The organism is Streptomyces sp. NPDC090077 (assembly GCF_044747545.1).
In the GTDB taxonomy this organism is placed as follows: Bacteria; Actinomycetota; Actinomycetes; order Streptomycetales; family Streptomycetaceae; genus Streptomyces.
The window spans coordinates 665565-689070 of sequence record NZ_JBIVEG010000001.1 but is presented as its reverse complement, the minus strand read 5'-3'; the positions used below and the strand labels follow the sequence as shown (position 1 = coordinate 689070).

18 protein-coding genes and 2 pseudogenes are annotated in these 23506 nt (G+C 72.4%); 9 read left to right on the top strand and 11 right to left on the bottom strand.

All coding sequences use genetic code 11. The features are described 5' to 3' along the window. Position 1: 1 nt before the first annotated feature. Positions 2–1246 carry an MFS transporter gene (locus ACIPW5_RS03000; RefSeq protein WP_401239482.1) on the bottom strand — a complete coding sequence of 415 codons (1245 nt, stop codon included), beginning with the start codon at positions 1244–1246 and terminating at the stop codon, positions 2–4. 210 nt (positions 1247–1456) lie between these two features. Here ACIPW5_RS03000 and ACIPW5_RS02995 point away from each other — a divergent pair, with 210 nt between their 5' ends. The 5 genes from ACIPW5_RS02995 to ACIPW5_RS02975 all read left to right on the top strand — a co-directional run bounded on the left by ACIPW5_RS02995 (position 1457) and on the right by ACIPW5_RS02975 (position 8058). Further along, positions 1457–2503, top strand: coding sequence for a LacI family DNA-binding transcriptional regulator (locus tag ACIPW5_RS02995; RefSeq protein ID WP_401239480.1), 1047 nt, complete (start codon positions 1457–1459; stop codon positions 2501–2503). Positions 2504–3268: 765 nt separating this feature from the next. Beyond that, positions 3269–4468 (top strand): thiolase family protein, encoded by a 1200-nt coding sequence (locus ACIPW5_RS02990; RefSeq protein ID WP_401239478.1) that lies wholly within the window; start codon positions 3269–3271, stop codon positions 4466–4468. 196 nt (positions 4469–4664) lie between these two features. Continuing rightward, the gene (locus ACIPW5_RS02985) at positions 4665–6104 is read left to right on the top strand and encodes an aldehyde dehydrogenase family protein (RefSeq protein ID WP_401239475.1); all 1440 of its coding nucleotides are present in this window, start codon (positions 4665–4667) and stop codon (positions 6102–6104) included. 81 nt (positions 6105–6185) lie between these two features. Beyond that, positions 6186–6578, top strand: a complete 393-nt coding sequence (locus tag ACIPW5_RS02980) for a thioredoxin family protein (RefSeq protein ID WP_401239473.1) — start codon at positions 6186–6188, stop codon at positions 6576–6578. Between the two features lie 43 nt (positions 6579–6621). Then, on the top strand, positions 6622–8058 hold the full coding sequence (locus ACIPW5_RS02975) for a dihydrolipoyl dehydrogenase family protein (protein WP_401239470.1): 1437 nt from the start codon (positions 6622–6624) through the stop codon (positions 8056–8058). A gap of 20 nt (positions 8059–8078) precedes the next feature. Here the strand turns inward: ACIPW5_RS02975 and ACIPW5_RS02970 are convergent. Next, positions 8079–8723 (bottom strand): annotated as a pseudogene (locus ACIPW5_RS02970) (phosphoribosyltransferase); the annotation flags it as partial. A gap of 251 nt (positions 8724–8974) precedes the next feature. Here ACIPW5_RS02970 and ACIPW5_RS02965 point away from each other — a divergent pair. Then, positions 8975–9739, top strand: coding sequence for a metallophosphoesterase (locus tag ACIPW5_RS02965; protein ID WP_401239468.1), 765 nt, complete (start codon positions 8975–8977; stop codon positions 9737–9739). Here the strand turns inward: ACIPW5_RS02965 and ACIPW5_RS02960 are convergent. From ACIPW5_RS02960 to ACIPW5_RS02935, 6 genes are all read right to left on the bottom strand, one after another. Then, positions 9712–10047, bottom strand: coding sequence for a DUF2087 domain-containing protein (locus tag ACIPW5_RS02960; RefSeq protein ID WP_401239466.1), 336 nt, complete (start codon positions 10045–10047; stop codon positions 9712–9714). The two genes, ACIPW5_RS02965 and ACIPW5_RS02960, sit on opposite strands and share 28 nt — an antisense overlap. A gap of 95 nt (positions 10048–10142) precedes the next feature. Further along, positions 10143–10793, bottom strand: coding sequence for a hypothetical protein (locus ACIPW5_RS02955; RefSeq protein WP_401239465.1), 651 nt, complete (start codon positions 10791–10793; stop codon positions 10143–10145). Beyond that, a complete protein-coding gene (locus tag ACIPW5_RS02950) occupies positions 10790–11227 on the bottom strand; it encodes a DUF6114 domain-containing protein (RefSeq protein WP_401239464.1) in 438 nt (145 codons plus the stop codon). Before ACIPW5_RS02950 ends, ACIPW5_RS02955 begins: the two co-directional genes overlap by 4 nt. Next, on the bottom strand, positions 11218–11775 hold the full coding sequence (locus tag ACIPW5_RS02945) for a DUF6230 family protein (protein WP_401240078.1): 558 nt from the start codon (positions 11773–11775) through the stop codon (positions 11218–11220). Before ACIPW5_RS02945 ends, ACIPW5_RS02950 begins: the two co-directional genes overlap by 10 nt. Positions 11776–11996: 221 nt before the next feature. Beyond that, a complete protein-coding gene (locus ACIPW5_RS02940) occupies positions 11997–12794 on the bottom strand; it encodes a MerR family transcriptional regulator (protein WP_401239462.1) in 798 nt (265 codons plus the stop codon). Between the two features lie 40 nt (positions 12795–12834). Beyond that, positions 12835–14028 (bottom strand): methyltransferase, encoded by a 1194-nt coding sequence (locus ACIPW5_RS02935; protein WP_401240076.1) that lies wholly within the window; start codon positions 14026–14028, stop codon positions 12835–12837. Positions 14029–14154: 126 nt separating this feature from the next. Between ACIPW5_RS02935 and ACIPW5_RS02930 the strand changes: the two genes are divergently transcribed. Then, positions 14155–15120, top strand: coding sequence for a pirin family protein (locus ACIPW5_RS02930; RefSeq protein ID WP_401239460.1), 966 nt, complete (start codon positions 14155–14157; stop codon positions 15118–15120). Between the two features lie 707 nt (positions 15121–15827). Here the strand turns inward: ACIPW5_RS02930 and ACIPW5_RS02925 are convergent. Next, entirely contained in the window at positions 15828–16037 is a 210-nt protein-coding gene (locus tag ACIPW5_RS02925; protein WP_401239459.1) for a hypothetical protein, read from the bottom strand. A 279-nt stretch (positions 16038–16316) separates the two neighbouring features. Here ACIPW5_RS02925 and ACIPW5_RS02920 point away from each other — a divergent pair, with 279 nt between their 5' ends. Together ACIPW5_RS02920 and ACIPW5_RS02915 are read left to right on the top strand one after the other, a co-directional pair. After that, positions 16317–19250 carry a hypothetical protein gene (locus tag ACIPW5_RS02920; RefSeq protein ID WP_401239457.1) on the top strand — a complete coding sequence of 978 codons (2934 nt, stop codon included), beginning with the start codon at positions 16317–16319 and terminating at the stop codon, positions 19248–19250. A 1017-nt stretch (positions 19251–20267) separates the two neighbouring features. Beyond that, positions 20268–20453, top strand: a pseudogene (locus ACIPW5_RS02915) (hypothetical protein); the annotation flags it as partial. Between the two features lie 531 nt (positions 20454–20984). On the opposite strand, the gene ACIPW5_RS02910 reads toward ACIPW5_RS02915, so the two are convergent. After that, a complete protein-coding gene (locus ACIPW5_RS02910; protein ID WP_401239456.1) occupies positions 20985–21803 on the bottom strand; it encodes a CRISPR-associated endonuclease Cas3'' in 819 nt (272 codons plus the stop codon). Positions 21804–22231: 428 nt separating this feature from the next. Beyond that, positions 22232–23455, bottom strand: a complete 1224-nt coding sequence (locus ACIPW5_RS02905) for an MFS transporter (RefSeq protein ID WP_401239453.1) — start codon at positions 23453–23455, stop codon at positions 22232–22234. Positions 23456–23506: the final 51 nt, after the last annotated feature.

Sequence of the window (23506 nt, the reverse complement as noted above, 5' to 3'; positions counted from 1 at the left end):
CTCAGCGGACGCCGCGGATCGGACGTACCGCCAGCGCGCCCGCCACCGCCAGCAGGGCGGCGACGACGAACAGAGCGGTGTAGCCGCCGCTCACCGAGACGACCACGGAGGCGACGAACGGGGCGACGATCTGCGGCCCGGCGTTCGCGATGTTGAGCACGCCCATGTCCCGCGCCGCGTCCTCCGCCGCCGGCAGGACCATCGTCACCAGCGCCGTGTCCACGGCCATGTAGCAGCCGAACGCCAGCCCGTTGACCACGGAGAAGGCCAGCATCGCGGTCCAGCTCGCCGACACGGCCGGGATGACGAGCGCCACCGCCGACAGCAGGGCCGAGGCCCCCACGAACAGCTTGCGCCGGTCGAGCCGGTCCGACAGCCAGCCGCCCGCCACCGTGGAGACGACCATCGCGACGCTCGTCAGCGGCATCAGCACGGCCACCGCCGCCTCCGGCGCCAGCCCCTCGGGCAGCACGGTGTGGTCCTGGAGGACGTACAACTGGTACCCGCTCACCGCGAAGTAGCCGAGCACGAGCAGCGCCCGCCCGATGAACGCCCACCGGAAGTCGTGGTCGCGCAGGGCGCCCGCGAAGGCGGCGAGCTGGGCCCGCGCGGGCAGCGGAGCACGCGCCGGGAGCCGCTGCTCACGGGAGCAGGCGGTGAACAGCACCGCCGCGCCCGCCACGATCACGCCGAAAACCAGATAGCCGGTGCGGAAGTCGTCGGCGAACGCCGCCCCGGCCAGCGCACCCAGCACCGAGCCGAAGGGCAGGCCGAGCCCGACCGCCGCCGAGGCCTTGCCGCGGGCGCCCACCGGCACCCGGTCGGGGACGACGGAGGTGATGGCGGCCTGGTAGACGTTCATCACGGCCTGCCCGAGACACCAGGCGATGGTGATCAGCAGGACCGTGTCGGCGAGGCCCAGCAGCAGCATCGCCGGCACCGCCGCCAGCCCGCCGCCGAGGATCCAGGGCCCGCGGCGGCCGCTGCGGTCCGACAGCGCCCCCGCGACCGGGTTGAACACCGTCGCGAAGACCGCGGAAACCCCTGCGATCAGGCCGAAGTTGGCGACCTTGTCGGCCGGGTCCACACGCTCCACCTGGAGCGCGAGCAGGATGCCGGCGACACCGACGTACAGGGCGTACATCGCCGTGTTGCCGAGGAGCAGCAGGGGCAGCAGCCCGCGCTCGGGGGAGGGTCTGACGGAGGTGGCGCCGGCGGTGCCGGTGCCGTGGGAGGAAAGAGCCATGGTGCCCTCCTGGGCAGGGTGGAGGGGTGCGCGCCGCCCCGTCGCGGGTGGCGGGGTGGGACGGGATGCGAGGGGGCGGCGGCACGTCGGGGAGGGGGCCGGCGAAACACGAGTTACACGTGTCACTGAAACGTGTAAGCACTGTCTAGCATCCGATTCCGGCCAACCGCCAGCCCCCGTGCGCAATCGGTCTGGAAGGATGCCCGGGCCATGTCTCACTCACCGAACCCGCCGGGCCGCCGCACCCCGCCCGCCCCGCCCGCCACGGCACCCGTGCCGACCAGTGCCGACGTCGCCCGCCTGGCGGGGGTCTCGCGCGCGACGGTCTCGTACGTCCTGAACAACGCGGCAGCCGTGCGCATCAGCGAGCCGACCCGGCGCCGGGTCCGCGAGGCCGCCGAGGAACTGGGCTACGTACCGCACGCCGCCGCCCGCAGCCTGCGCGCCGGGCACACCCGCATCGTGCTGCTGCCCACCTCGCACGTGCCGGCCGGACCGCTCTACAGCAACTTCCTCAACGAACTCCAATGGGCCCTGCGCCGCCTGGACTACACCGTGGTCCAGTACGGCAGCCTCGGCCTCAGCGGCGACGAGGCCGCCCGCGCCTGGGCCGAACTGCGGCCCGTTGCGGTGATCTCCCTCGGGGAGACCGCCCTGTCCCCGCAGAACGTCGCCACCCTCAAACGGGCCGGTGCGCGCGCCGTCATCACGATGGGCCCGGACACGGTCCCGGGCGCGCACGCGCTCGTGATGGACCAGGCGGAGGTGGGCGCCCGGGCCGCCGCCCACCTCGTGGAACGGGGCCGCCGCCGGATCGGCGTGGTCGTGCCCCAGGAGGACGGACTGGAACTCTTCTCCGCCCCCAGGCTGGCGGGCGCCGAGTCCGTGCCGGGCGCGGAACTGGTACGGGCACTGCCGCTGGCCTACACGGAGGAGTCGGCGGCGGCGCTGGCCGCGCGGTGGGGGGCGCTGGGGCTGGACGGGGTGTTCGCGTACAACGACGAGTACGCGATGCTGCTGATGCGGGCCCTCCAGGACGCGGGACTGCGGATCCCCGAGGACACGGCCGTGATCGGCGCCGACGACCTGCTCGTCGGGCGGCTGCTGAGGCCGAGGCTGAGCACGGTGCGGATCGAGATGCCGACGGGGGAGCGGTTGGCGGGGCTGGTGGACGGGGCGGTGCGGGATCCTTCGGAGAGCACGGAGCGGTACGACCTGACGGCCGTCGCGGTGCCCCGCGATTCCACTCCTTCTTGACGCGCCGCTCGCGCGGCTCGGCCGCGGGCGGCCTCCCCGGCTTCGCGCCGCTGCGACAGCCTCCGGCCGTCGGACCCGGTGGCGGGGCCGGTGCGGGTGGCCGGTGCCGGGTGTGCCGCTGCGCGGGGCGAGGTCCCCTACCCACCCTTCGCCCGTTCCCCGGGCTGCGCCCGGACCCCTCCTGGGGGCTCCGCCCCCAGACCCCCGCGCCTCAAACGCCGGCGAGGCTGGAGTGGGGGGCCAGGGCTACCCGGCCGGGGCCGGTGATGGCCGACGGGGCCAGGGCTGCCCGGCCGGGGCCGGAGATGCCGGGCCGGGGGTGGGGACGGGGTGGGGTGTCGTCCGGGACTAAAACGAGATGATTTCGGCGCGCGGTACCGCGTACATCCGGATCCGGACCGGGCGCCGAACATCGAAGCCCGTCCCGGACGACACCCCACCCCGTCCCCACCCCCGGCCCCCGCAGCACGCCCCCTGCGACCCCGCCCGCAGGGCAGCGTCCCGCCCCGGCTCCCGCCCCGGCTCCCGGCCCGCCGGAACCTAGCCTGGCAGGGCCGCCGCGGCCTACCGGAGTCCCGCCGGGCAGGCCCGCGGCTACCGGAACCCCGCCCGGCCAGGGCAAGGGCAAGGGAACCGTTGACACACCCCGACGCCGCGGCGGAGACTGCGGGCGCGCCCCACCGGGCGTGCCCGGGGGTGGGTCCCGGTGCCCACGCCGGCACCCGGTCCGCCGCCGACCGTACGGAGCCGCCCAGGAGAGCCCCCATGAGCATCCGCACCGTCCGCGACGTCTACGTCGTCGACGCCGTCCGCACCCCGATCGGCAAGTTCGGCGGAGCCCTCGCCGGGGTCCGCCCCGACGACCTCGCCGCGCACGTCGTGCGCGCGCTCGTGGACCGTACGCCCGACCTCGACCCCGCCCGCATCGACGACGTCGTCTTCGGCGACGCCAACGGCGCCGGCGAGGACAACCGCGACGTCGCCCGCATGGCGGTGCTGCTCGCCGGGCTCCCGGTGACCGTCCCCGGCGTGACCGTCAACCGGCTCTGCGGCTCCGGCCTGGAGGCCGTGATCCAGGCGGCCCGCGCCATCGCGCTCGGCGACGCCTCCGTCGCCATCGCCGGCGGCGTCGAGTCGATGTCCCGCGCCCCCTGGGTGGTGCAGAAGCCCGAGCGCGCCTTCCCCGCCGGGCACCAGCAGATGTGGTCCACCACCCTCGGCTGGCGGATGACCAACCCCCGGATGCCCGCCGAGTGGACGGCCTCCCTCGGCGAGGGCGCCGAGCTCGTCGCGGAGAAGCACGGCATCACCCGCGAGGCGCAGGACGCCTTCGCCCTGGAGAGCCACCGCAAGGCCGCCGCCGCCTGGGCGGACGGGCTGTACGACGGCGAGGTCGTGCCGTACCCCGGCGCCGACCTCCCGCGCGACGAGTGCATCCGCGAGGGCTCCACCCCCGAGGCGCTGGCCCGCCTCAAGCCGGCCTTCCGGACGGACGGTTCGGGTACGGTGACGGCGGCCAACGCCTCCCCCCTCAACGACGGCGCCGCCGCCCTGCTGCTCACCGACGAGGAGGGGCTGGCCGCGACGGGCCGCGAGCCGCTGGCCCGGATCAGCGCCTCCGCCGTCACCGGCATCGAGCCGCAGCTGTTCGGCCTCGGACCGGTCGACGCCGTGGAGCGGGCCCTCGGCAAGGCGGGCCGCTCCCTCTCCGGCCTGACGGCCTTCGAGCTCAACGAGGCCTTCGCCGCGCAGGCGCTGGGCTGTCTGGCGGCCTGGCCGGAGCTGGACCCCGCCGTGGTCAACCCGCGCGGCGGCGCCATTGCCATCGGGCACCCGCTCGGCGCCTCGGGCGCCCGGCTGGCCGGCTCGGTGGCGCACCAGCTGGCGGCGGCCGGCTCCGGCACCGGCATGGCGGCGCTGTGCATCGGCGTCGGCCAGGGCATCGCCCTGGTGCTGGAGCGGTAGCGGGAACGGGAGCGGGGGCGGGAGGAACCAGCCCGCCCGGCCCCACCCCCCCACAGAACCCCGTCGATCGTTTCCGGTCACGGGGTTCCGTCAACTGCCCAATAACTGAACAGAGATGAAGCCCCCGGTCTGGCACGATGGCGCCTGCTGCCGCCCCCCGCCCCGCCCGCCCACCCCCACCCGGAGGCCCCGCGCCATGCCGCTGCTCGATCCGACACTCTGGCAGGACGGACCCACGCTCACCGGCGGTACCGCCCCGGTCGTCGAACCCGCGACGGGCCGTACCCTCGCCACCGTGGACCTGGCCGCCCCCGCCGACGTCGCGGAGGCGGCCGTCCGGGCCCGGGCCGCGCAGCTCGACTGGGCGCGCGCCACGCACCTCGAGCGGGCGGCCGTACTGCGCCGCGCCGGGGACCTGTTCGCGGCCCACGCGGACGAGCTGCGCGAGTGGCTGGTCCGGGAATCGGGCTCCATACCCGGGAAGGCCGACTTCGAACTGCACGTCGCCGCCCAGGAGTGCTACGAGGCCGCCGGGCTGGCCTCCCGGCCGGCCGGGCAGGTGCTGCAGAGCGAGGCGCCCCGGCTCTCCTTCACCCGCCGCGTCCCGGCCGGGGTGGTCGGGGTGATCGCGCCGTTCAACGCCCCGCTGATCCTCTCCATCCGCTCCGTCGCCCCCGCGCTGGCCCTCGGCAACGCCGTCCTGCTCAAGCCGGACCGCCGCACCGCCGTCAGCGGCGGCCTCTTCCTGGCCGCCGTGTTCGCGGCGGCCGGACTGCCGGCCGGGCTGCTCCACGTACTGCCCGGCGGGGCCGACACGGGCGCCGCGGTGGTCAAGGACCCGCTGGTGCGCGTGGTCTCCTTCACCGGGTCCACCGCCGCCGGACGCACCGTGGGCGAGCTGGCGGGCCGTCACCTCAAGCGCGCACACCTGGAACTGGGCGGCAACTCGGCCCTCGTCGTGCTCGCCGACGCCGATGTCGAGGCCGCCGTCGCGCAGGCCTCCTGGGGCTCCTTCTTCCACCAGGGCCAGATCTGCATGACCGCCGGGCGCCACCTCGTGCACACCTCGCTCTACGACGAGTACGTGGAGCGGCTCGCCGCCCGCGCCGAGGCCCTCGCCGTCGGCGACCCCTTCCGCGAGCGCGTCCACCTGGGCCCGCTGCTCGACCGGACCCAGCTGGAACGCGTCCACGGCCTGGTCGGGGCCAGCGTCGAGCAGGGCGCCAAGCTCGTCGCGGGCGGCACCCACGAGGACCTGTTCTACCGGCCGACCGTGCTGGCGGGCGTGGCCGACGACACCCCCGCCTACGCCGAGGAGGTCTTCGGCCCGGTGGCGCCCGTACGCTCCTTCGCGACCGAGGACGAGGCGGTGGAGCTGGCCTCGGCCGGCCCGTACGGACTCTCCCTGGGCATCGTCACCGCCGACGCGGGACACGGCCTGGAGCTGGCGCGGCGCATCCCGACCGGGATCGCGCACGTCAACGACCAGACCGTGAACGACGAGGCGGTGGCCCCCTTCGGCGGACTCGGCGCCTCCGGCACGGGCGCCCGGTTCGGCGGGGAGGCCAACCTCGACGCCTTCACCGAACTGCGCTGGACCACGGCCCGCACCACGGCCCCCGGCCACCCGTTCTAGCGCTTCCCCCTCGGGCGCGGAATGCGGCGGGGCGGCCGTTCGTTCCCCCAGGACACCCGTACTGCAGGAGGTCTGGAAACCGTGGCTACTGTCGAGCTCACCAAGGAGAACTTCGACGAGACGGTCAGCGAGAACCCGTTCGTGCTGATCGACTTCTGGGCCGGCTGGTGCCGCCCCTGCCTCCAGTTCGCGCCGGTCTACGAGAAGGCCGCCGAGGCCAACCCCGACCTGGTCTTCGCCAAGGTGGACACCGAGGCCCAGCAGGAGCTGGCCGCCGCCTTCCAGATCACCTCGATCCCGACCCTGATGATCGTCCGCGACCAGGTGGCCATTTTCGCGCAGCCCGGGGCGCTGCCGGAGGCCGCCCTCACCGATCTCATCGGGCAGGCCCGCGCCCTCGACATGGACGAGGTCCGGGCGAAGATCGCCGCCTCCCAGGCGGGGGAGGCCGCCCCCGGCACGCCGGAGGCCTGAGATTGCCGGACACGGCCCGGGGACTGCGGTGACACTGGACCGCATGACCGAAGCCGTGGAGTACGACGTCGTGGTGCTCGGCGGGGGACCGGCCGGCGAGAACATCGTCGACCGGACCCGCGCCGCCGGGCTGAGCACGGCCCTGGTGGAGAGCGAGCTCGTCGGCGGGGAGTGCTCGTACTGGGCCTGCATTCCCAGCAAGGCCCTGCTGCGCCCGGCCCTCGCCCGCGCCGACGCCCGCCGGGTGCCGGGTCTCGCGCACGCCGTCCGGGGGCCGCTCGACGCCGAGGCCGTCTTCGCGCACCGCGACTACTGGACGGGCCACTGGAAGGACGACGGCCAGCTGGACTGGCTCGACTCCATCGGAGCCCACCTCTACCGGGGCCACGGACGCCTCTACGGCATCCGCAAGGTGGCCGTGACCAGCCCCGAGGGCGTGCACCACGTGCTCTCGGCCCGGCACGCCGTCGTCGTCGCCACCGGCAGCCGGGCCCTCCTCCCGGACGTGCCAGGCCTCGCCGGGGCCGGGGCCTGGACCAGCCGCGAGGCCACCTCCGCCCGGGAAGTGCCGGGCCGGCTGCTGATCGTCGGCGGGTCGGTGGTGGCCGCCGAGATGGCCACCGCCTGGCAGGCCCTCGGCTCGCAGGTCACCGTCCTGGTGCGCGGTTCCGGGCTGCTGCCCCGGATGGAGCCCTTCGCCGGGGAGCTGGTCGCCGAAGCCCTGACCGGGGCCGGCGCGGTGGTCCGCACCGGGGTGGCGGTGGAGGCGGTCGTACGCGACGGCCCGACCGGCCCGGTCACCGTGGTCCTGGAGGGCGGCGAGCTGCTGGAGGGCGACGAGCTGCTGATGGCGACCGGCCGCGCGCCCCGTACCGAGGACATCGGGCTGGACACGGTCGGGCTGGAGCCCGGCGGCTGGATCGGGGTCGACGAGAGCTGCCGGGTCGAGGGCCACGACTGGCTGTACGCGGTCGGGGACGTCAACCACCGGGCGCTCCTGACCCATCAGGGCAAGTACCAGGCCCGGATCGCGGGCGCCGCCATCGCCGCCCGGGCCGCCGGACCGGGCGCCCCGGCCCCGGACACCGGCCGCTGGGGCGCGCACGCGGCGACCGCCGACACCCGGGCGCTCCCGCAGGCCGTCTTCACCGACCCGGAGGCGGCCGCGGTCGGCCTCACCCTCGCGGAGGCGGAGCGCGCCGGCCACCGGGTCCGCGCCGTCGACCACGACCTCGGCAAGGTCTCCGGCGCGGGCCTGTACGCCGACGGCTACCGGGGCCGGGCCCGGATGGTCGTGGACCTCGACCGGCAGGTGCTGCTGGGCGTCACCTTCGTGGGGCCGGGCGCCGCCGAGCTGCTGCACGCGGCCACCGTCGCCGTGGCGGGGGAGGTGCCGGTCGACCGGCTGTGGCACGCGGTCCCCGCCTTCCCCACCATCAGCGAGGTCTGGCTGCGGCTCCTGGAGGCCTACCGGGGCTGACCTCCGCCGGGCCCCGGCCCCGGCCCGCGTCCGGCCGCCGCCCCGGCGAGCAGGGCGACGACCTCCTCGTCCGGGGTCTGCGAGAAGTCCCGGTACCACTCGCCCACCGCCCGGAACGCGGGCGGCGACGACAGGCACACCACCTCGTCCGCCGGCCCGCTCAGCCGGGCGACGGCCTCCGGCGGCGCCACCGGTACGGCGAGCACCACCCGGGCCGCGCCCGCCGCGCGCGCGATCGCGCAGGCGGCCGCGGCCGTCGCGCCCGTGGCGATCCCGTCGTCGACCAGCACCACCGTCCGGCCGCCGAGCGGCACGCGCGCCCGCCCCTCGCGGAACCGGTGCGCCCGCCGCTCCAGCTCCGCCTGCTCCTCGCGCTCGACCTCGGCCAGCTCCCGCTCCGAGACCCGGCCGATGCGGACGACGTCCTCGTTGACGACCCGCACCCCGCCTTCGCCGATGGCCCCGAAGGCCAGCTCGCGGTGGCGCGGCACGCCGAGCTTGCGGACCACGATCACGTCGAGGGCGGCGCCCAGCGCCCGGGCCACCTCGAAGGCCACGGGCACCCCGCCGCGCGGCAGCCCCAGCACGACGGGGTCCTGGTCCCGCAGGTGACGCAGCGCGTCCGCGAGACGCCGTCCCGCATCCGTACGGTCGGTGAAGATCACAGCGGCTCACCCCGCTCCGGGCGCCCCCTTCGAACGAACCCCATCCCCGGGCCCCGCGCAACCGGAGGCGGACAGGAGGCGGACCGGGGCCGGCCGGGCCGACGGGGGCGTGCAGCGGCGTGCAGGGGCTTGCGGGCCCCACCCGCGGATGATCACGTCGGATAGGTTGGGCGCATCCCGCCCGGCGGCACGGCGACCGAGCGTCACCCGTCGCGCCGGGCTCCGGACCGGCGACGAAGGAGCCACCGCCCGTGATCGTGATAGCCCAGCTCAGTGACGTCCACCTCGACGGCGGGCCCCGGGCCGCCGAGCGCACCCGCGCCGTGCTGGAGTACCTGGACGGGCTCCCGTACGACCTCGCCGCGGTCCTGGTCAGCGGTGACATCACCGACAACGGGACCCCCGGCGAGTACGAGGAGGCCCGCAAGGTGCTCACCTCGCGGCACCCGCTGGTGATCTGTCCCGGCAACCACGACGAGCGGCGCGCCTTCCGGCGGGGGCTGCTGGGCGAGGAGGAGCCGTCCGCGGCCCCGGTCGACCAGGTGCTGCGCGGCGAGGGGTTCGTGCTGGCGGTGTGCGATTCCTCGGTCCCGGGGGAGCACCACGGGTACCTGGAGGACTCCACCCTGGAGTGGCTCGACGGCATCCTGACCGGGACCCCGCAGGAGGTGCCGGTCCTGGTGGCCTTCCACCACCCGCCGGTCGAGCTGCACACCCCGTACGTGGACGGGATCAGGCAGTTCGGCGAGGAGCGCCTGGAGGCGCTGGCCGGGCGCCATCCCCACCTGCTCGCCTTCCTGTGCGGCCACGCCCACACCGCGGCGGCGACCACCTTCGCGGGCCGCCCGCTGCTCGTGGCGCCCGGGGTGGTGTCCACCCTGCGGCTCCCGTGGGAGGAGCGGACGGGTCCCGACCACCACGTCCACCTGGACGAGCCGCCGGCCGTCGCCTTCCACGTGCTGGGTGGGGACGGGCGGCTGACGACCCATTACCGGGTGGTCGTCGCCCGGCGGTAGCTGCTGCCGTCGCGGGTCCGGGTGAGCCGGCCCGAGGTGATCAGATAGCGGCGCAGGGCGGAGCAGTCCTCGTGCACGGTCCGCAGCGCGTCGTTCACCTCCGGCTCCGAGTACGCGCGGTCGGGGGCGAACAGGGTTTCGCTCAGGTGCTCCAGCAGCTGTTCGCGCCGGGCCGCCTTGCGCGGGATGGCGACGAGGCGCCCGCCGGAGAAGAGGTCGGCGACCCCGCGCGGCTGCCGCTGCTCCGCGGATTCCCGCTGGTCGGTGGTGTGTTGGCCGGTGCTGTGGTGATCGGTGATCTGTGACATGCCCAGAGCTTCGCCCGCGTCAGCCGGGCCGTGCAACGCGTTTTCCCCGCTCCCCGGGGACGGCCCGGGGAGCGGGGGGCGCGGAGCGGGAGCCGTCAGGGGGTGACGGTGATCTGCTGCGACGGGTCGGTGGTGTCGGTGACCTTGTAGACGGCGTTGAAGGTGGACGTGGTCGCGCTCGTCGGGCAGCCGAAGCCGCCGGTGACGGTCACGGGGACGGTCGCGTTGGTGAAGGTCAGGCTCGACGGGGCGCCGTTCGTCCAGGTGCCCGGGGCGCTGGCGGCCCCGCCGGGAGCGGCGGTGACGGTGCAGCTGGCCAGGCCCGAGGTCTGTACGACGAGCCCGCCGGACGGAACCGTCATGGTCGCCGTGATCGGGGTGCCGTTCTGCATGGACACCGCCCAGGACCCGCTGGTGGTCACCGTCGCGCTCACGCCCGGCATGCTGGTCGTACAGGAGCTGTAGGTCGGCGGGGAGATGGGTGAGGAGACCGGGCCCGCCGGGTTCTGGTTGCCGGGGGCGGCCGGCACCGTGCCGGTGGAGACGGAGACCGTGCAGGTCACCGTGACCGAACCGGCCTTGAGGGTGGCCTTCCCGCTGAGGGCGGCCTTGAAGGCGTGCCCGGCCGGGGTGACGGTGGTCGACCCGGCCGCCGGTAACGGCGCGGCGGTGGCGGTGGCGGAGGCCGCCGTCAGTGCGGCCGCGGCGGCCAGGCCGAGGGCGAGCGACGTGCGCGTGCGGCTCATGGCTGTGCTCCTTGGGGATCGGGGTGCGGAGTGGGGGTGTTCCCGGCGGGGGAGGGCCGGGCGGGGGCGGCGGAGCCCCCGGCGCGCGGGGCGGCGTACGGCTGCCAGGCGAACATCAGCCCGCCGCCGAGGATGCCGAGCAGGGTGCCGATCAGGAACCCGCCGAGGTTCGACATGACCAGCGCCGCCGTGGCGACGAGGGTGGTGAGGACCCCGGCGAGGGTGCGCTGTGCGGGGGAGAACCAGCCGGTGAGACCGAGGACGATCATGACGACGCCCATCAGGACGGACGGGACGCCGGCCACCCCCTGCTGGAGCATGATCTTCAGCGGGGCGAGCGGCAGCACGGCGATCCAGATCCCGGCCAGTGCGGCGAAGAGCCCGCCCCAGAAGGGCCTGCCGCGCCGCCACCGCCGCCATCGGCTCAGAAGCATTCCTTCTTGCCCTTGCTGATGTTCATGCTCAGCCCGGAGAGCTTGAAGGTGCCGGCGTTGGTCGCCCAGGCGGTCTGCTGGAGGCTGCTGATGCTGACCTTGTCGGCCTGCTGGGCGAACAGGTCCTGCATGCCCTGGGCCTCGGACGGTCCCTTGTCGAGGGTGGAGGCGTCGCGCCCGATCTCGATGTTCGTGAACTCCGCGTCGCCGGCGAGCTGGGTGGCGTCCACGAACAGGTTGGAGGCCTCGACGGGGGTCTTCTTGCCCGCCGTCAGGTTGAGCGAGATGTCCCCGATGACCGGGAGGGTGGTGACCACCGACTGGCAGAGCTCGTGGAGCTTGGCCTCCTTGATGGCGGTGACCGCCACCGGGATCAGCTCCTGGCGGGCGTTGACGTCGACGCTGCCGTACTGGGCGAAGCCCTCGCCCTCCAGGCTCTTCGCCGACACCTTGAACTGCTGGCCCGACACCGCGAAGGAGGCGGCGAGCGCGCCCTGCGAGAGGGCGATGCCCAGACCGGCGGTGACCGCGACGGCGGGGGCGGTCAGGAGCACGAACCTGCGCCAGCGCACCCGGCCGCCGTCTCTCACGAGTCCTTCGCCCGGCGGCTCCGCACCGGCGGGGTCCGGCCCGGCTTCGGATAAGTTCGGTGAATCTGCCATGAGATGGTCCTTTATCTCGGCTGTGCACCTTTGTTACCGACGAGTTGAATGTAAGAGTGCCAATGGTGGTTGGCAAGGTTGTGCGAGAGCACCCTTTGAGCCGACTCCTACTGCTCCGTACGCAGCAGTTCGGCGACCTCCGCCTCCACCCGGCGCCCCATCGCCCGCGCGAACTCCGTGGCCACCACCTCGCCGGCCACCGGGCGCAGCGCCGCCACGGCCTCCCGGACATGATCCAGCTGACTGGCCGAAAGTCGCCCCAGTCCCTCCGCGCCGATCACATGCCGCCGGAACAGTCCGACGAACCGGTCCGCCAACGCGGCCGCCTGGACCTGTACGAAGTCCCCCGCGTCCAGGATCTCCCCCAGCGGCACCCCCTGCCGCACCAGCGCCACGGTCGCCTCCAGCAGCCGCCGGCTCGGGTACGTGACCCGCTCCCCGTCGATGCGGACGTAGCCCAGCTCGGCCGCCCTCCGGGTGTGCTCGGCCGTCGCCCCCGGGCCGAACAGCTCGCGCAGCTCGGCCCGGGTCATCGTCACCGGCTCCTCCTGCACCCAGTCCCGGGTCATCTCCCGCTCCAGGCCCAGCAGTTGCGGCAGACCGCCGCCCTGCTCCCAGGCGGCCAGCAGCTCACGGATGCCGTTGACCGTGTACCCGCGGCCGAGCAGGTCGCTGATCAGCCGCAGCCGGGTCAGGTGGTCGTCGGAGTACCAGGCGATCCGGCCCTCGCGGCGCGGCGGGGGGAGCAGCCCGCGCTCCTGGTAGTAGCGCAGGTTGCGCACCTTGACCCCGGCCGCGCGGGCCACGTCCTCCCGGCGGTAGCGCCGCTCCCCGGCGGCGTCTGCCGCGCCGTCCCCCGCCCTGTCGTCCGCTCTGTCGTCCGTCTGCGCTCCGGTGCTCCCCACGCGGCCGAGTGTAGGACCTACCGGCGGGTGTACCGGCAGGTCACATGGGGCGGGGCCGGGACTCGCGCTTGACCGCCCGCAGCACCACGAACCTCGGCTCGCTCGCGGCGACTTCGCAGTTGCCGAAGAGGCGCTTCAGGTGCGTGTGGTAGCCCATGTGCCGGTTGGCGACCACCCACAGCTCCCCGCCCGTGCGCAGCGCCTTGCGCGACTGCGCGAACATGCGCAGCGCCGTCGCGTCCGTCGTCGCCTGGTGGGAGTGGAAGGGCGGGTTGTTGAGGATCAGGTCCACCGAGGAGGGCGGCAGCATGGCCACCCCGTCGCCGACGAGGAACTCCGCCGTCCGCCGGCCCGGCCGGACGTTGGCCTCGTACGTGGCCCGGGCCGAGGCGACCGCCTGGTACGACTCGTCGGTGAAGACCACCTCGGCGTCCGGGTCGGCCACCTGCACGGCCGTGCCGACGACGCCGTTGCCGCAGCCCAGGTCCACGACCCGGGCGCCGTCGGTGTTGGTCGGGATGCTCTGGAGGAAGAAGCGCGTGCCGACGTCCAGGCGGTCCGCGCAGAAGATCCCGGCGTGGTTGACCGTGGTCAGCCCGGCGCCCGAACCCCCGTCCTCGTCGACCGTGTACGTCACCGGCCACGGCGAGGCGCCGGCGGCGGCCAGGAGCGCGGGGTCGGGGGTGCAGAAGATCAGCCGGGCCTTCTTCTCGGCCAGCGAGGTGCGCGTCGGCCCGAGGATCTTCTCGAAGAGGTCCAGCGTGGAGGTGTGGATCTCCTTGACCATGCCGGTGCCCACGACCACGGTGCCCCCGTGCACGTGCGGGGCCAGCCGGCGCAGCTGGTCCTCCAGCAGCGCCAGGCTCTTGGGGACCCGGACGAGGAGCACGTCGATCCGCGCGGGCGGCGCGTCCTGCGTGGACAGCAGGGTCACCGTGGACTTGGCGGTGCCGATCCCGGCCCGGTCCAGGTTCGCCTCGGTCGAGGCGCGGGCCAGCGAGGAGTCGGTGATCTGCGCGGGCCGGTACGCCGCCAGGGCCGTGGTCAGCGCCCCCCAGCGGTCGCCGACGACCGTGATCTGCCCGGCGCCGGCCAGGTCCACCGGGCCGCGCTCGCCGGTACCCGCGTCCAGGTGGCGCAGCAGGTACTCGTCGGCGGCGTCCCAGGCGCGGAGCTGGTCGCGGGGGTCGGCGGGGAAACGGGTGAGTTCGTAGGAGCCGAAAGGCGTGGTCAGGCGGTTCATATTGGCACCCAGGCTAGCCGAGACGGCCCCGGACCCGTGCCCGGTCGCACCCCGCGTCCTGACATTCCACGCAAAGGAGCGGTGTCTGCCCGCCCCCGCGCCACTAAGTTGTGCGGCATGAGCAATCTCGATCGCCAGCCCGCTCTCTCCGCCTGCGGCGGCCGCGGCTTCGTCGTGGCCGAGCCGGTGCGCGAGCTCCTCAGCCCCCGCAAGGTCAGGCTGGGGGAGTCCACCGAGGTCCGCCGACTCCTGCCGAACCTGGGCCGCCGCATGGTGGGCGCCTGGTGCTTCGTCGACCACTACGGCCCCGACGACATCGCCGACGAACCCGGCATGCAGGTCCCGCCCCACCCCCACGCCGGGCTGCAGACCGTGAGCTGGCTGCACGACGGCGAGGTGCTGCACCGCGACAGCACGGGCAGCCTCGCCACCGTCCGCCCGCGCGAGCTGGGCCTGATGACCTCCGGCCGGGGCATCAGCCACTCCGAGGAGAGCCCCCGCCCGCACGCCCGCTTCCTGCACGGCGCCCAGCTGTGGGTGGCCCTCCCCGACGCCCACCGCGACGTCGCCCCGCACTTCCAGCACCACGCGGACCTCCCCCGGGTCACGGCCCCGGGCCTGGACGCGACGGTCATCCTGGGCACCCTGGACACGGCGACCTCCCCGGGCACCGCGTACACCCCGATCGTCGGCGCCGACCTCGCCCTGGCCGCCGGCACCGAGACCCGCCTCCCCCTGGACCCGGACTTCGAGTACGCGGTCCTCTCCATGTCCGGCGAGGCCCACGTCGACGGCGTCCCGGTCCTGCCCGGCTCGATGCTCTACCTCGGCTGCGGCCGCACCGAACTCCCGCTCCGCGCGGCCTCGGACGCGGGCCTGATGCTGCTGGGCGGGGAGCCGTTCGAGGAGGAGATCGTGATGTTCTGGAACTGGATCGGCCGCTCCCACGAGGACATCGCACAGGCCCGCGAAGACTGGACGAAAGGCTCGCGCTTCGGCGAGGTCAAGGGCTACGACGGCCCGCCGATCCCGGCCCCGGAACTGCCTCCGACTCACCTGAAGGCGCGTGGACGGGTGCGCTGACCTGCGCTCTTCTGAAGCATCCAAATCGATCGACACCGGCCGAAGAGAGGCCGCCACTCCTGCGGAGATCGCTCCTCCGGAGGGAGTGGCGGGGCGCTCCCGGAGGCCCGTCTCAGACGGTCGACGTTTCCCCTGTGCTACCAGCTGCGGTCAGCTTTGCCAGGAGCAATGCTGACCCAATGCTGACTTTGGTGACAGTTGGTCACATGGTGCGGCTGTGCATGGCACCCTTCGGGGAGCCCAGAGCACCCCGTGCCCGTTCGGTACAACATCCTGTACCGAACGGTTGCAGCTGCCGAATGTGGCGTCTGCCGGAGGCGGGTGGGGCCGCGCGCTGCGAGTGTGTGGAGAGCCTGCTGGGGCCAGCTCGGGATGCCCTGGAGCAGCTGGGAGAGGCCGAGTACGAAGCCCAGTTCAAGAAGGGGCCCACCGGCCGGTTCAAGAACGGCCGCAAACCCAGGATCGTCATGCGGGATGCGGTAAGCAACGATGTAAAGCCGCGGCCGCCCCGGCCTGATCGCCCGCCCCCAGCAGGGACACCCACAAAACCAGGCCTGCTCGCACTTTCTGCTCCCATGCCACGGAACGGGCGCCCCTGCCACCCGGCTCTCCCCTTGACGTCGGTCGCACGGGTTGTGTCGGCCACGGCACGCTAGGCGGCGAAAAACCCCCGGGTCCGAGGGCCCGAGTTCCTGGCCCTTGCCCGTTCACGGAAGCAGCTCGGCCACCGTGGCGACGAGGAGCACGAGCAGGGTAAGGGTGGTACCGAAGGCCACGCCTCCACGCATGAGGGCGGCCGCGGGGGGCACGCCCGATCCTCGGGCAAGCAGCACGGCGGCCACGGCGCTCAGCACGGCGACGAGCAGCACCAATACAACAGCGACCACGGTCAGGACCACGACGGCCTTGAGCGGCATCTCGGACTCCTCACAGGAACGATGCGCGAACAGCCGGAGATTCTCCGATCGGTCGTACAGCCGGGTTCGAACGGACGAAAATGAACACCGCTGAACAGCCCGAGTCGGGGTCGGCGCTGTCACTGGGACCGCGGGGGAGGACACATGGCGGCTGGCCACGATGCTGAGGAGCGTGCAACCGCCCTGGCAGCGTTACGCGAGCAGTTGGCCGACGCTGGTGGTCGCCGAGGACTGACCCGTAAGGACATCGTGGCGCGCAGCGCGGCCGCAGGAACTCCCGTGGGCGCCACCACGGTCAGCAAGGCACTGAACGCCCGCCACCCCGCGCCCACCTGGCCGACGGTGGTGGCCATCGCCCGGGCCCTGGGCTCGAGCGACACGGTGCTCCAACGACTTCGTGAACTGTGGCTCAAGACCCAGGACCCACCCGGCGCCCCTCAGCCGGTCGCGTCGACGAACGCGTCCGCAGTCCCAGGCACGGTCCGGACAACAGGGCCGGCTCTTCTGGAGGTGCATCAAGCCCCCGTGCTGAGGCTCGATGCTGGTTTCAAGGTGGGAATGGCACCGCCGGCCGGCATGTCCGGTCCCGCCGAAGCCGCCTTCCTCACCCCCTACCTCGTCCGCCCGCACGATCACGAGCTGGACCGCCTGCTCACACCGGCCCTGGACGGGTCGGTGTCCGCGTTCGTCGTGCTCACCGGCGACTCGTCCACCGGCAAGACCCGCGCACTCTACGAGGCCCTCCTACGGCTGGTTCCGGCGCGGCCCTTGTGGCGGCCCACTAGTGCTGCCGCACTGGCCGACCTGCTGAACACGGGCCGCCTCACGCCAGGAGCAGTGCTCTGGCTGAACGAAGCCCAGCGCTTCCTCTACGGCGAGCGGTCCGAAGAGGCCGCAGCCGCTCTGCGCGAGTTCCTCATGACCCGGACTGGCGTCATCGTCGTGGGCACCCTCTGGACGTTCCCGTACTGGGCGGACCTGACCCGTCCGGCAGTGGACGCCGACCCTCACAGCCACGTCCGGGCCCTCCTCGAATCACCCGTCACGCACCGGGTTTCGGTCCCGGCCGACCTGACGACGGCAGAACATTCGGCGTGGAAAGAGTTGGCCGACTCCAGCGGGGATCCTCGTATGGGGCAGGCCGTGCGGATTGGCGCAGCTGACGGGCAGGTGATCCAGCACCTCAGCGGCGGCCCTGCACTCCTCGACGCATATCGCAGGGGGCCCGGAGCCCACTTCACTCATGCCGAGCACGCACTCGTCGCTGCCGCAATCGCGGCGCGACACCTGGGACATTTCGCGCCGCTGTCCGAGGAACTACTGGCCCGGATCGCGGACTCGGCCCTCCCCCCTCACCACAGACCCGCAGAGCCCGACTGGGCCGGCGACGCCCTGCTCGCCCTCACCACCGGAGTCAGAGCCGATGGCAGTCGCACCGACATCAGGTGCACCCTCACGGCGCTGACCGCACTGCGTGACACGTCGGGCGGCAGGACGACATACGAACCGGCCGACTACCTGCACCAGAACCTCGCCGCCTCGGGAGAGGTGCCCACCCCCACTCCCGCAATGTGGGAGGCGTTGACCGCGTGCACCACCGATCTGCACTCCCTCGTACAGCTGTCGCACGAGGCGCAGCGGCGGGACTTCCGAAAGCAGGCCGTGCTGCTGCGGTGCCGTACGGCCGCCTCCGGCTACCTCCACTGGATCGACCTGCTCCTGCTCGTCCCCAGGGACGACGACAGCAGGAAGAGCATGGCGCTCTGGATGGCGGACCACATCGGATTCGACTCGCTCCTCACCGCCCGGCTGCGGCTGGCCGAATTCGACGGCGAGGGGCCGGACGTCGCGGCCCGGTTCGCGGCGCGGGTGGTCTCCCGTGCGGACCTTACCGACGCCGATGTCGTCGAGGAGCTGTTCGGCATGCTGCGCGAATTCGGCCACGAGAAGCTCCTGATGGATCTCGATCCGGTGGAACGGGTGCGACTGCCCGCCCGGAGGGGCGCATTCACGTTTCTCGTGCGGTTGGTCGACGCCGACTGCACCGACCACGCGGTACGTCTCGCAGACCGCATCCTCCACCTCGATCTACCGCTTCGAGACCCGATGGCGATGGCAGGGCTCCTCCAGGCGCTGCGCGTCTGCAAGCACCTTTTCGAGACGGCGAAAGTCCTGTCCAGGGAGGCCGCGGAGCAGGTCGACCTGTCCGACTCCGGACTTGCCCTCGACCTCGTTCAGGAGCTGCAGGACGGGGGGCATGCGGAGCCCGCGTCCCTGCTGGCCCATCGGATCGCCGATGTCGTGGAACCTGAAGACGCCGAAGGGGTGGCCTCCGTCCTGTACGAGATGGGTGCCCTCGGGATGGGATCAGCGGCCCGCCGACTCGCGGAGCGGGCCGTTCCGCGGGTCGCCCTGCAGGATCCGGAGGCGATCGCCTGGCTGCTGAGCGAGCTCGGCAACTGCGGGCTCGGCGACTGGGTGGACGCTCTCCTGGCCCGTGATCCCCTGACGGAGGTCGTCATCGGCCCGGTCAAAAAAGTGACGCTGCTCCTGTGGACCCTCACAGACCTCGACCGCGCCGACTTGGCCTGCCGTCTGGTCGCGCGGAGTCTCCCGGAGATCGAACTCAATGACGCGGAGTTCACCGCCAGCTTCTTCGACACGCTCGCCCTCCTCCACGGTCCGCCAGCCACCGCAAGGTTTGCGCACAGGGCCGTCGAGGAGGTTCCCCTCTCCCACATTGCCGGGCTGAGGTTCCTGGCCCGGTCGCTCCGGGATCACCACCAGCTCGACGCACTTGAGCGGCTCGCCGGGCGTGCGGTCGCAGCCATGCGTCTGGATACGAGTACGTTCCCCGATCTTCTCCGGCTGCTCCGTGAGCAGGGCCTGGACACCTGCGCCCGCGCCATGATCGACCAGGCTGCATCCCACCCCGGACTCGACGAAGCCGTGATGCATACCGGACTCCTCAGGCGCCTGCGGACGCTGGGTGAGGCTGAGGCGGCCGCGCGCCTCGAAGCCGCGGCTCAATCGATGTTCCAGAAGGCTGCCTCGGAGACAGAACCACCTCGGGCCGAACCCTGCTCCACGGCACCGTACGGACTGGAGACCGACGGCACGCCGGCCCCCGCGTGGACTTGGCTGGACCTCGACCATCCCCACCCCACCCCACCCGCTGCGCACACGCTCGCCCCTGTGCGCAGCGACGACTGAGCCGGCACGGAACACAGGCCGGAGCGGATATGTCAGTGGTGACTGTTTCCATGGCGTCATGAGCGCCGTGCACGGGACCGTCGTTCCTCCCCGATCTCGCCCTGCTCCGCGCCCATCTGCGCGCCGTGGCGGTGCTCGGCGCCGCGATCAGCACCCATCCCGATTCCACCCAGCCCCTGTTCGACGCAGTCTGGGGCTTGGGGCGGAGGCCGTGTTGATGGAGGACGGCTCGGGTGACGAGTTCTCCGTCCTCTTCACCCCGGCCGGCGTGCTCATACTCAGGTTCGACCACGAGTCGGAGATGAGTCCGTACGGCAACGCCCCGGACCCCGCCGTCCGCGTTCGCAAGGCCCTCGCCCACATTCTTGACGACCCCGCAGCCCGAGTTGCCAAGCTGACCGTCTGCTCCTGGCCGCCGACCGGACCCCGTTTTATGCGGCGCTCGCCAAGGCGGTGCGGCGCTACCTCCAGGGCCTTCCACCTCTGCCTGACCCCACACTGAACTTGCCGCTGCTCTGGCCGCCGAGGGCAGGATTGCGTTGCCGATCTTGAGCGCGGCGATGGGATCCGATGTCCAACTCGCGTCTTCTCCCTCCACCCGTACGGTGATCTGGGTAGGAAGGGAGGACGCCGACGAACGGGCCATCTCCGAGGTCGACGCAGGCAACGTCGTCTTGCGCGTGCCCCATGCTGTCTACGAACGCGCTGCCCTCCAGAAGATGCTGCACCTGACGTGCGCCGTCCTTCCCTTCAGCCCGGTAGCTGCGGTCCCGGAGATCGATGAGCTTCTTGAACAAGCGCGAACACGCATCGACATCCTGAGGATGTCCGGGAAAGACTGTGAAGCGGCCCGGTTATCCGTCTGGGCCGCGGCTGCTCGATCAGGGGTTGCCGGTCCAGACATAGAGAGTGCTCCAAGGGTTGATCGCCTCGTCCTCCGTGGCGAACCCCGACTCCTCGGCCTGTCTCCCGCCGACGTACCTGTAGCGGACCTTGTAAAGGCGACCCTGGAGCGAGATGTTCTGGAACTGGATCGGCCGCTCCCACGAGGACATCGCACAGGCCCGGGAAGAGTGGACGAACGGGACGGGATCCGGCGAGGTCAAGGGCTACGACGGCCCGCCGATTCCCTTCCCGGAACTGCCTCCCACCCACCTAAAGCCCAGGGGAAGGGTTCGTTGGCCTGCTGGTTTACGCGGTTGAGGGCTGGGGGTGGCTTTCGCGCCCAGCCCTCCGCTTCTCCTGTTGGACGAGAAGCTCCCGGGCACGGTCAGGCAACCGCCGGTGGTTGAGTTTCATCTGTAGCCGGCTGTAGTCAGCTTCGCTCAGACGAAGCTGACTTCTTGCCGACTTTACTGACGAGTAGTTAGATTTGCTCGCCGGCCGCACCCAGTCGCAGTGTCCGCAGCGGTTGGCGGGATCTGTCATTGCGGCGTCAGAACCTGAGATTTTGTCGGCGGAGCAGCCAAAGGCTGCCATCCGTCACTGGGGTGCGTGCGTGGGCGCGTTCCAGTCCCCTGTGGACAGGTGACAACAGCCTCGCTGGTCCGGTCTCGACCGAGAGGCGGACGTGGACGCCTCTGCTTGTGAAACCCGACCAGCTTGGCGAAGGACCATCCCCGCGGGTGCGGGGAGCAGAATTCGGCCGTTACGCGCAGGGCCCCGAGCCGGGGACCATCCCCGCGGGTGCGGGGAGCAGCGCCCCGAGGCTCCCCATCCATACGGACAGGATCATCAGCCCTGGGGGCGCGGTCGCATGGGCGAGGCGCAGGGCTTCTTCCTGGAGCGGGCGGGGCCGGCGAGCGCGAAACGAGACGTGAACAGTTCACTGGCGCTCGCTGTCACTTCGTGAGGGGACCAGGGGGATGGAAGGTCGATGCCGCGCCAGGCGGATTCGATCCGGTCCGCATCGCTCCGTCGCTGCTCCTCGGGAAGGAGCAGAAAGAGTTCGGAATTGCTGGCGATCCAGTCCGCCATGATGACCAGGGCGCCGAGCACGACCTGGACGGGCTGGGGCAGCTTGACGGTCCGCCACTGATCCAGGCGGTCCTGGGCTCCGTAGGCCGCGGCGCAGGCGTCGAGCAACTCCGTTTGCACGCTCTGCCAGAGGCGTTTACTGTCGCCGGGCGTCCGTAGCAGTTCGGTGTGCTGGTGCAGGAACGGGAACGCGTCATGCGCAGGTGGCACCCCATGGTGTCCGCCCACGGCGACCGCGAAGGACATCGCGCTACGGGGGGACCATTCCTGGCGCTCCAGCCATTCCTCGAGGATGACCTGGCCGGCCAGTCCGTGCGGGGCCCGCTTGCGCGAGTCCCCGAACCCATCTGCGGTGGGCATGTCCAAGCCTTCGTCCCTCATGCGGGAGGCCAGCTGATCGACCTGACAGGCGAAGGCCGGGGTCGCCTTGCCGATGTCGTGGATCGCGGACAGCCACACCACGAGAACCCGGGCATCCGCGTCGCCGCCGGGCAGGCTCTCGGCGATGAGGGCGCGTACGTTGAGCGGAACCCATTGGTCCCAAAGCCGTTCTGCCATTGCGGCTGAGTCCGCCATGTGCCTCCAGAGTTGGAGCCACTTCTCGCTGTCCCGATCGTGCTTGGCCCATACGGAGCGTGCTGCCTTTGTCAGCCCGGCACTCCAGTGCGGAGCGTCGTTGTGCATGCGAATCCCCCGGGATCACGGTGTCGGCTCGTCCATGGGAGCGGGCTCCCTCGCACTCACCGTCGCGCGGCGGGAGCCCGCTCATGATCAAGGCGTCAGACGCGATTCGACCCTCATTCCGGAACAATCACCCGTGTGGGTGACGGTCGCGCGACGATGAACACCACGATCACGACAACGGTGATGAAGGTGCCACCGCGGATCCAGACATCCACCGGCACCTGTGACCCGGCAACCGCCCCTGACCCCGGCCCGGGACTCGAGCCCCCTGCCGCAGCGCGCTCGGTACCGCGCTGCGGCAGGGGTGCGTCGTCCGCCGCTCAGGTGCGGTCCGGCCAGGTCAGGTGGCGGGTGGAGTGTGCCCGTGCGGCCACGACCGCGAGAACGGCGACGAGGCCGCCGAGCGTCATGACCGTGGACGGGGAGGTCCGGTCCACGACGGCGCCACCGGCCACCGCGCCGAGTGCGATCGTCAGCTGGAAGGAAGCGGTGAACAGCACCGACGCCGCCTCGGGCGCGTCGGGGGCCGCCTTGGTGAACCAGGTCTGGGAGGAGACGGGGACGGCGCCGTAGGCAAGGCCCCAGACGGCCAGCAGGGCGACGGCCGCGACCTGCCGGTGCCCCAGGAGCGGCAGCAGCAGGGTGACGGTCGCGATCAGGCCGACGGCGAGGGCGAAGGTGGCCCGGGGGTGGCGGGTGACCGCCGCTCCGCCCAGGAAGTTGCCGGCGATTCCCGCGGCACCGTAGACGAGCAGGGAGACGGTGACCAGGTGCGGGCTGGTGCCCGTGACCTGCTCGAGGAAGGGAGTGACGTAGGTGTAGGTACCGAAGTGCGCCAGTACGGCGAGAAAGGTCAACAGCAGCGCGAAGCGGGTGTTGACGCCCCCGAGCATGCTGCGCAGCACGCTCGGACGGGTCGTCCGGCCGGGCGGCAGTGGCGGCATGACCAGGAGCAGCAGGGCCAGTACGCCGACGGTGAGGACGCCCATGACGGTGAAGGCCGTGCGCCAGCCGGCCAGGTCTCCGATGAACGTGCCGGCCGGCACTCCGAGCACGGAGCCCAGCGGTACCGCGGCGAAGATCACCGAGGTGGCCCGGCCGACCGACGCCGCGGGCACCAGACGCTCGGCCAGTCCGGCGCCGATCGACCAGAAGCCCCCGATGACGACGCCGACGATGACGCGGGAGACCAGGACCAGCCAGTAGTCGGGTGCCGCCGCGGCCAGGAAGTTCGCCACGGCCAGCAGGAACGTGAACGCGCACAGCATCAGGCGGCGGTCGACGTGCGCGGTCGCCACGGTGACCACGGGTGCGGATATCGCCGCGAGGAGCCCGGGCATGGTGAGCATCAGCCCGGCCATCCCGTCGGAGACGGCGAAGTCGGAACCGATCGTGGTGAGCAGTCCGATCGGCAGGATCTCGGTCGTGACGATGGAGAAGATCCCCAGCATGACCGCACTCACGGCCAGCCAACCGATCAGGGGGGATCGAGCCGGTAAGCCGGCTTCGCCGGAATGGCGCGCGGTGGTGTTCGTCGAGGGCATGGATACCGTCCCGTGCAGGGCCTGTGGTTGCGCGATCAGTTCAACAGGCAC

What these genes read in the sequence shown, in the direction of transcription:
- ACIPW5_RS02975 (WP_401239470.1), top strand. Translation starts at nt 6,622, where the DNA reads ATGACCGAAGCCGTGGAGTACGACGTCGTGGTGCTCGGCGGGGGACCG.
- ACIPW5_RS03000 (WP_401239482.1), bottom strand. Translation starts at nt 1,246, where the DNA reads ATGGCTCTTTCCTCCCACGGCACCGGCACCGCCGGCGCCACCTCCGTC.
- ACIPW5_RS02925 (WP_401239459.1), bottom strand. Translation starts at nt 16,037, where the DNA reads ATGCCGCTCAAGGCCGTCGTGGTCCTGACCGTGGTCGCTGTTGTATTG.
- ACIPW5_RS02910 (WP_401239456.1), bottom strand. Translation starts at nt 21,803, where the DNA reads ATGGCGGACTCAGCCGCAATGGCAGAACGGCTTTGGGACCAATGGGTT.
- ACIPW5_RS02955 (WP_401239465.1), bottom strand. Translation starts at nt 10,793, where the DNA reads ATGAGCCGCACGCGCACGTCGCTCGCCCTCGGCCTGGCCGCCGCGGCC.
- ACIPW5_RS02960 (WP_401239466.1), bottom strand. Translation starts at nt 10,047, where the DNA reads ATGTCACAGATCACCGATCACCACAGCACCGGCCAACACACCACCGAC.
- ACIPW5_RS02995 (WP_401239480.1), top strand. Translation starts at nt 1,457, where the DNA reads ATGTCTCACTCACCGAACCCGCCGGGCCGCCGCACCCCGCCCGCCCCG.
- ACIPW5_RS02990 (WP_401239478.1), top strand. Translation starts at nt 3,269, where the DNA reads ATGAGCATCCGCACCGTCCGCGACGTCTACGTCGTCGACGCCGTCCGC.
- ACIPW5_RS02930 (WP_401239460.1), top strand. Translation starts at nt 14,155, where the DNA reads ATGAGCAATCTCGATCGCCAGCCCGCTCTCTCCGCCTGCGGCGGCCGC.
- ACIPW5_RS02985 (WP_401239475.1), top strand. Translation starts at nt 4,665, where the DNA reads ATGCCGCTGCTCGATCCGACACTCTGGCAGGACGGACCCACGCTCACC.
- ACIPW5_RS02905 (WP_401239453.1), bottom strand. Translation starts at nt 23,455, where the DNA reads ATGCCCTCGACGAACACCACCGCGCGCCATTCCGGCGAAGCCGGCTTA.
- ACIPW5_RS02950 (WP_401239464.1), bottom strand. Translation starts at nt 11,227, where the DNA reads ATGCTTCTGAGCCGATGGCGGCGGTGGCGGCGCGGCAGGCCCTTCTGG.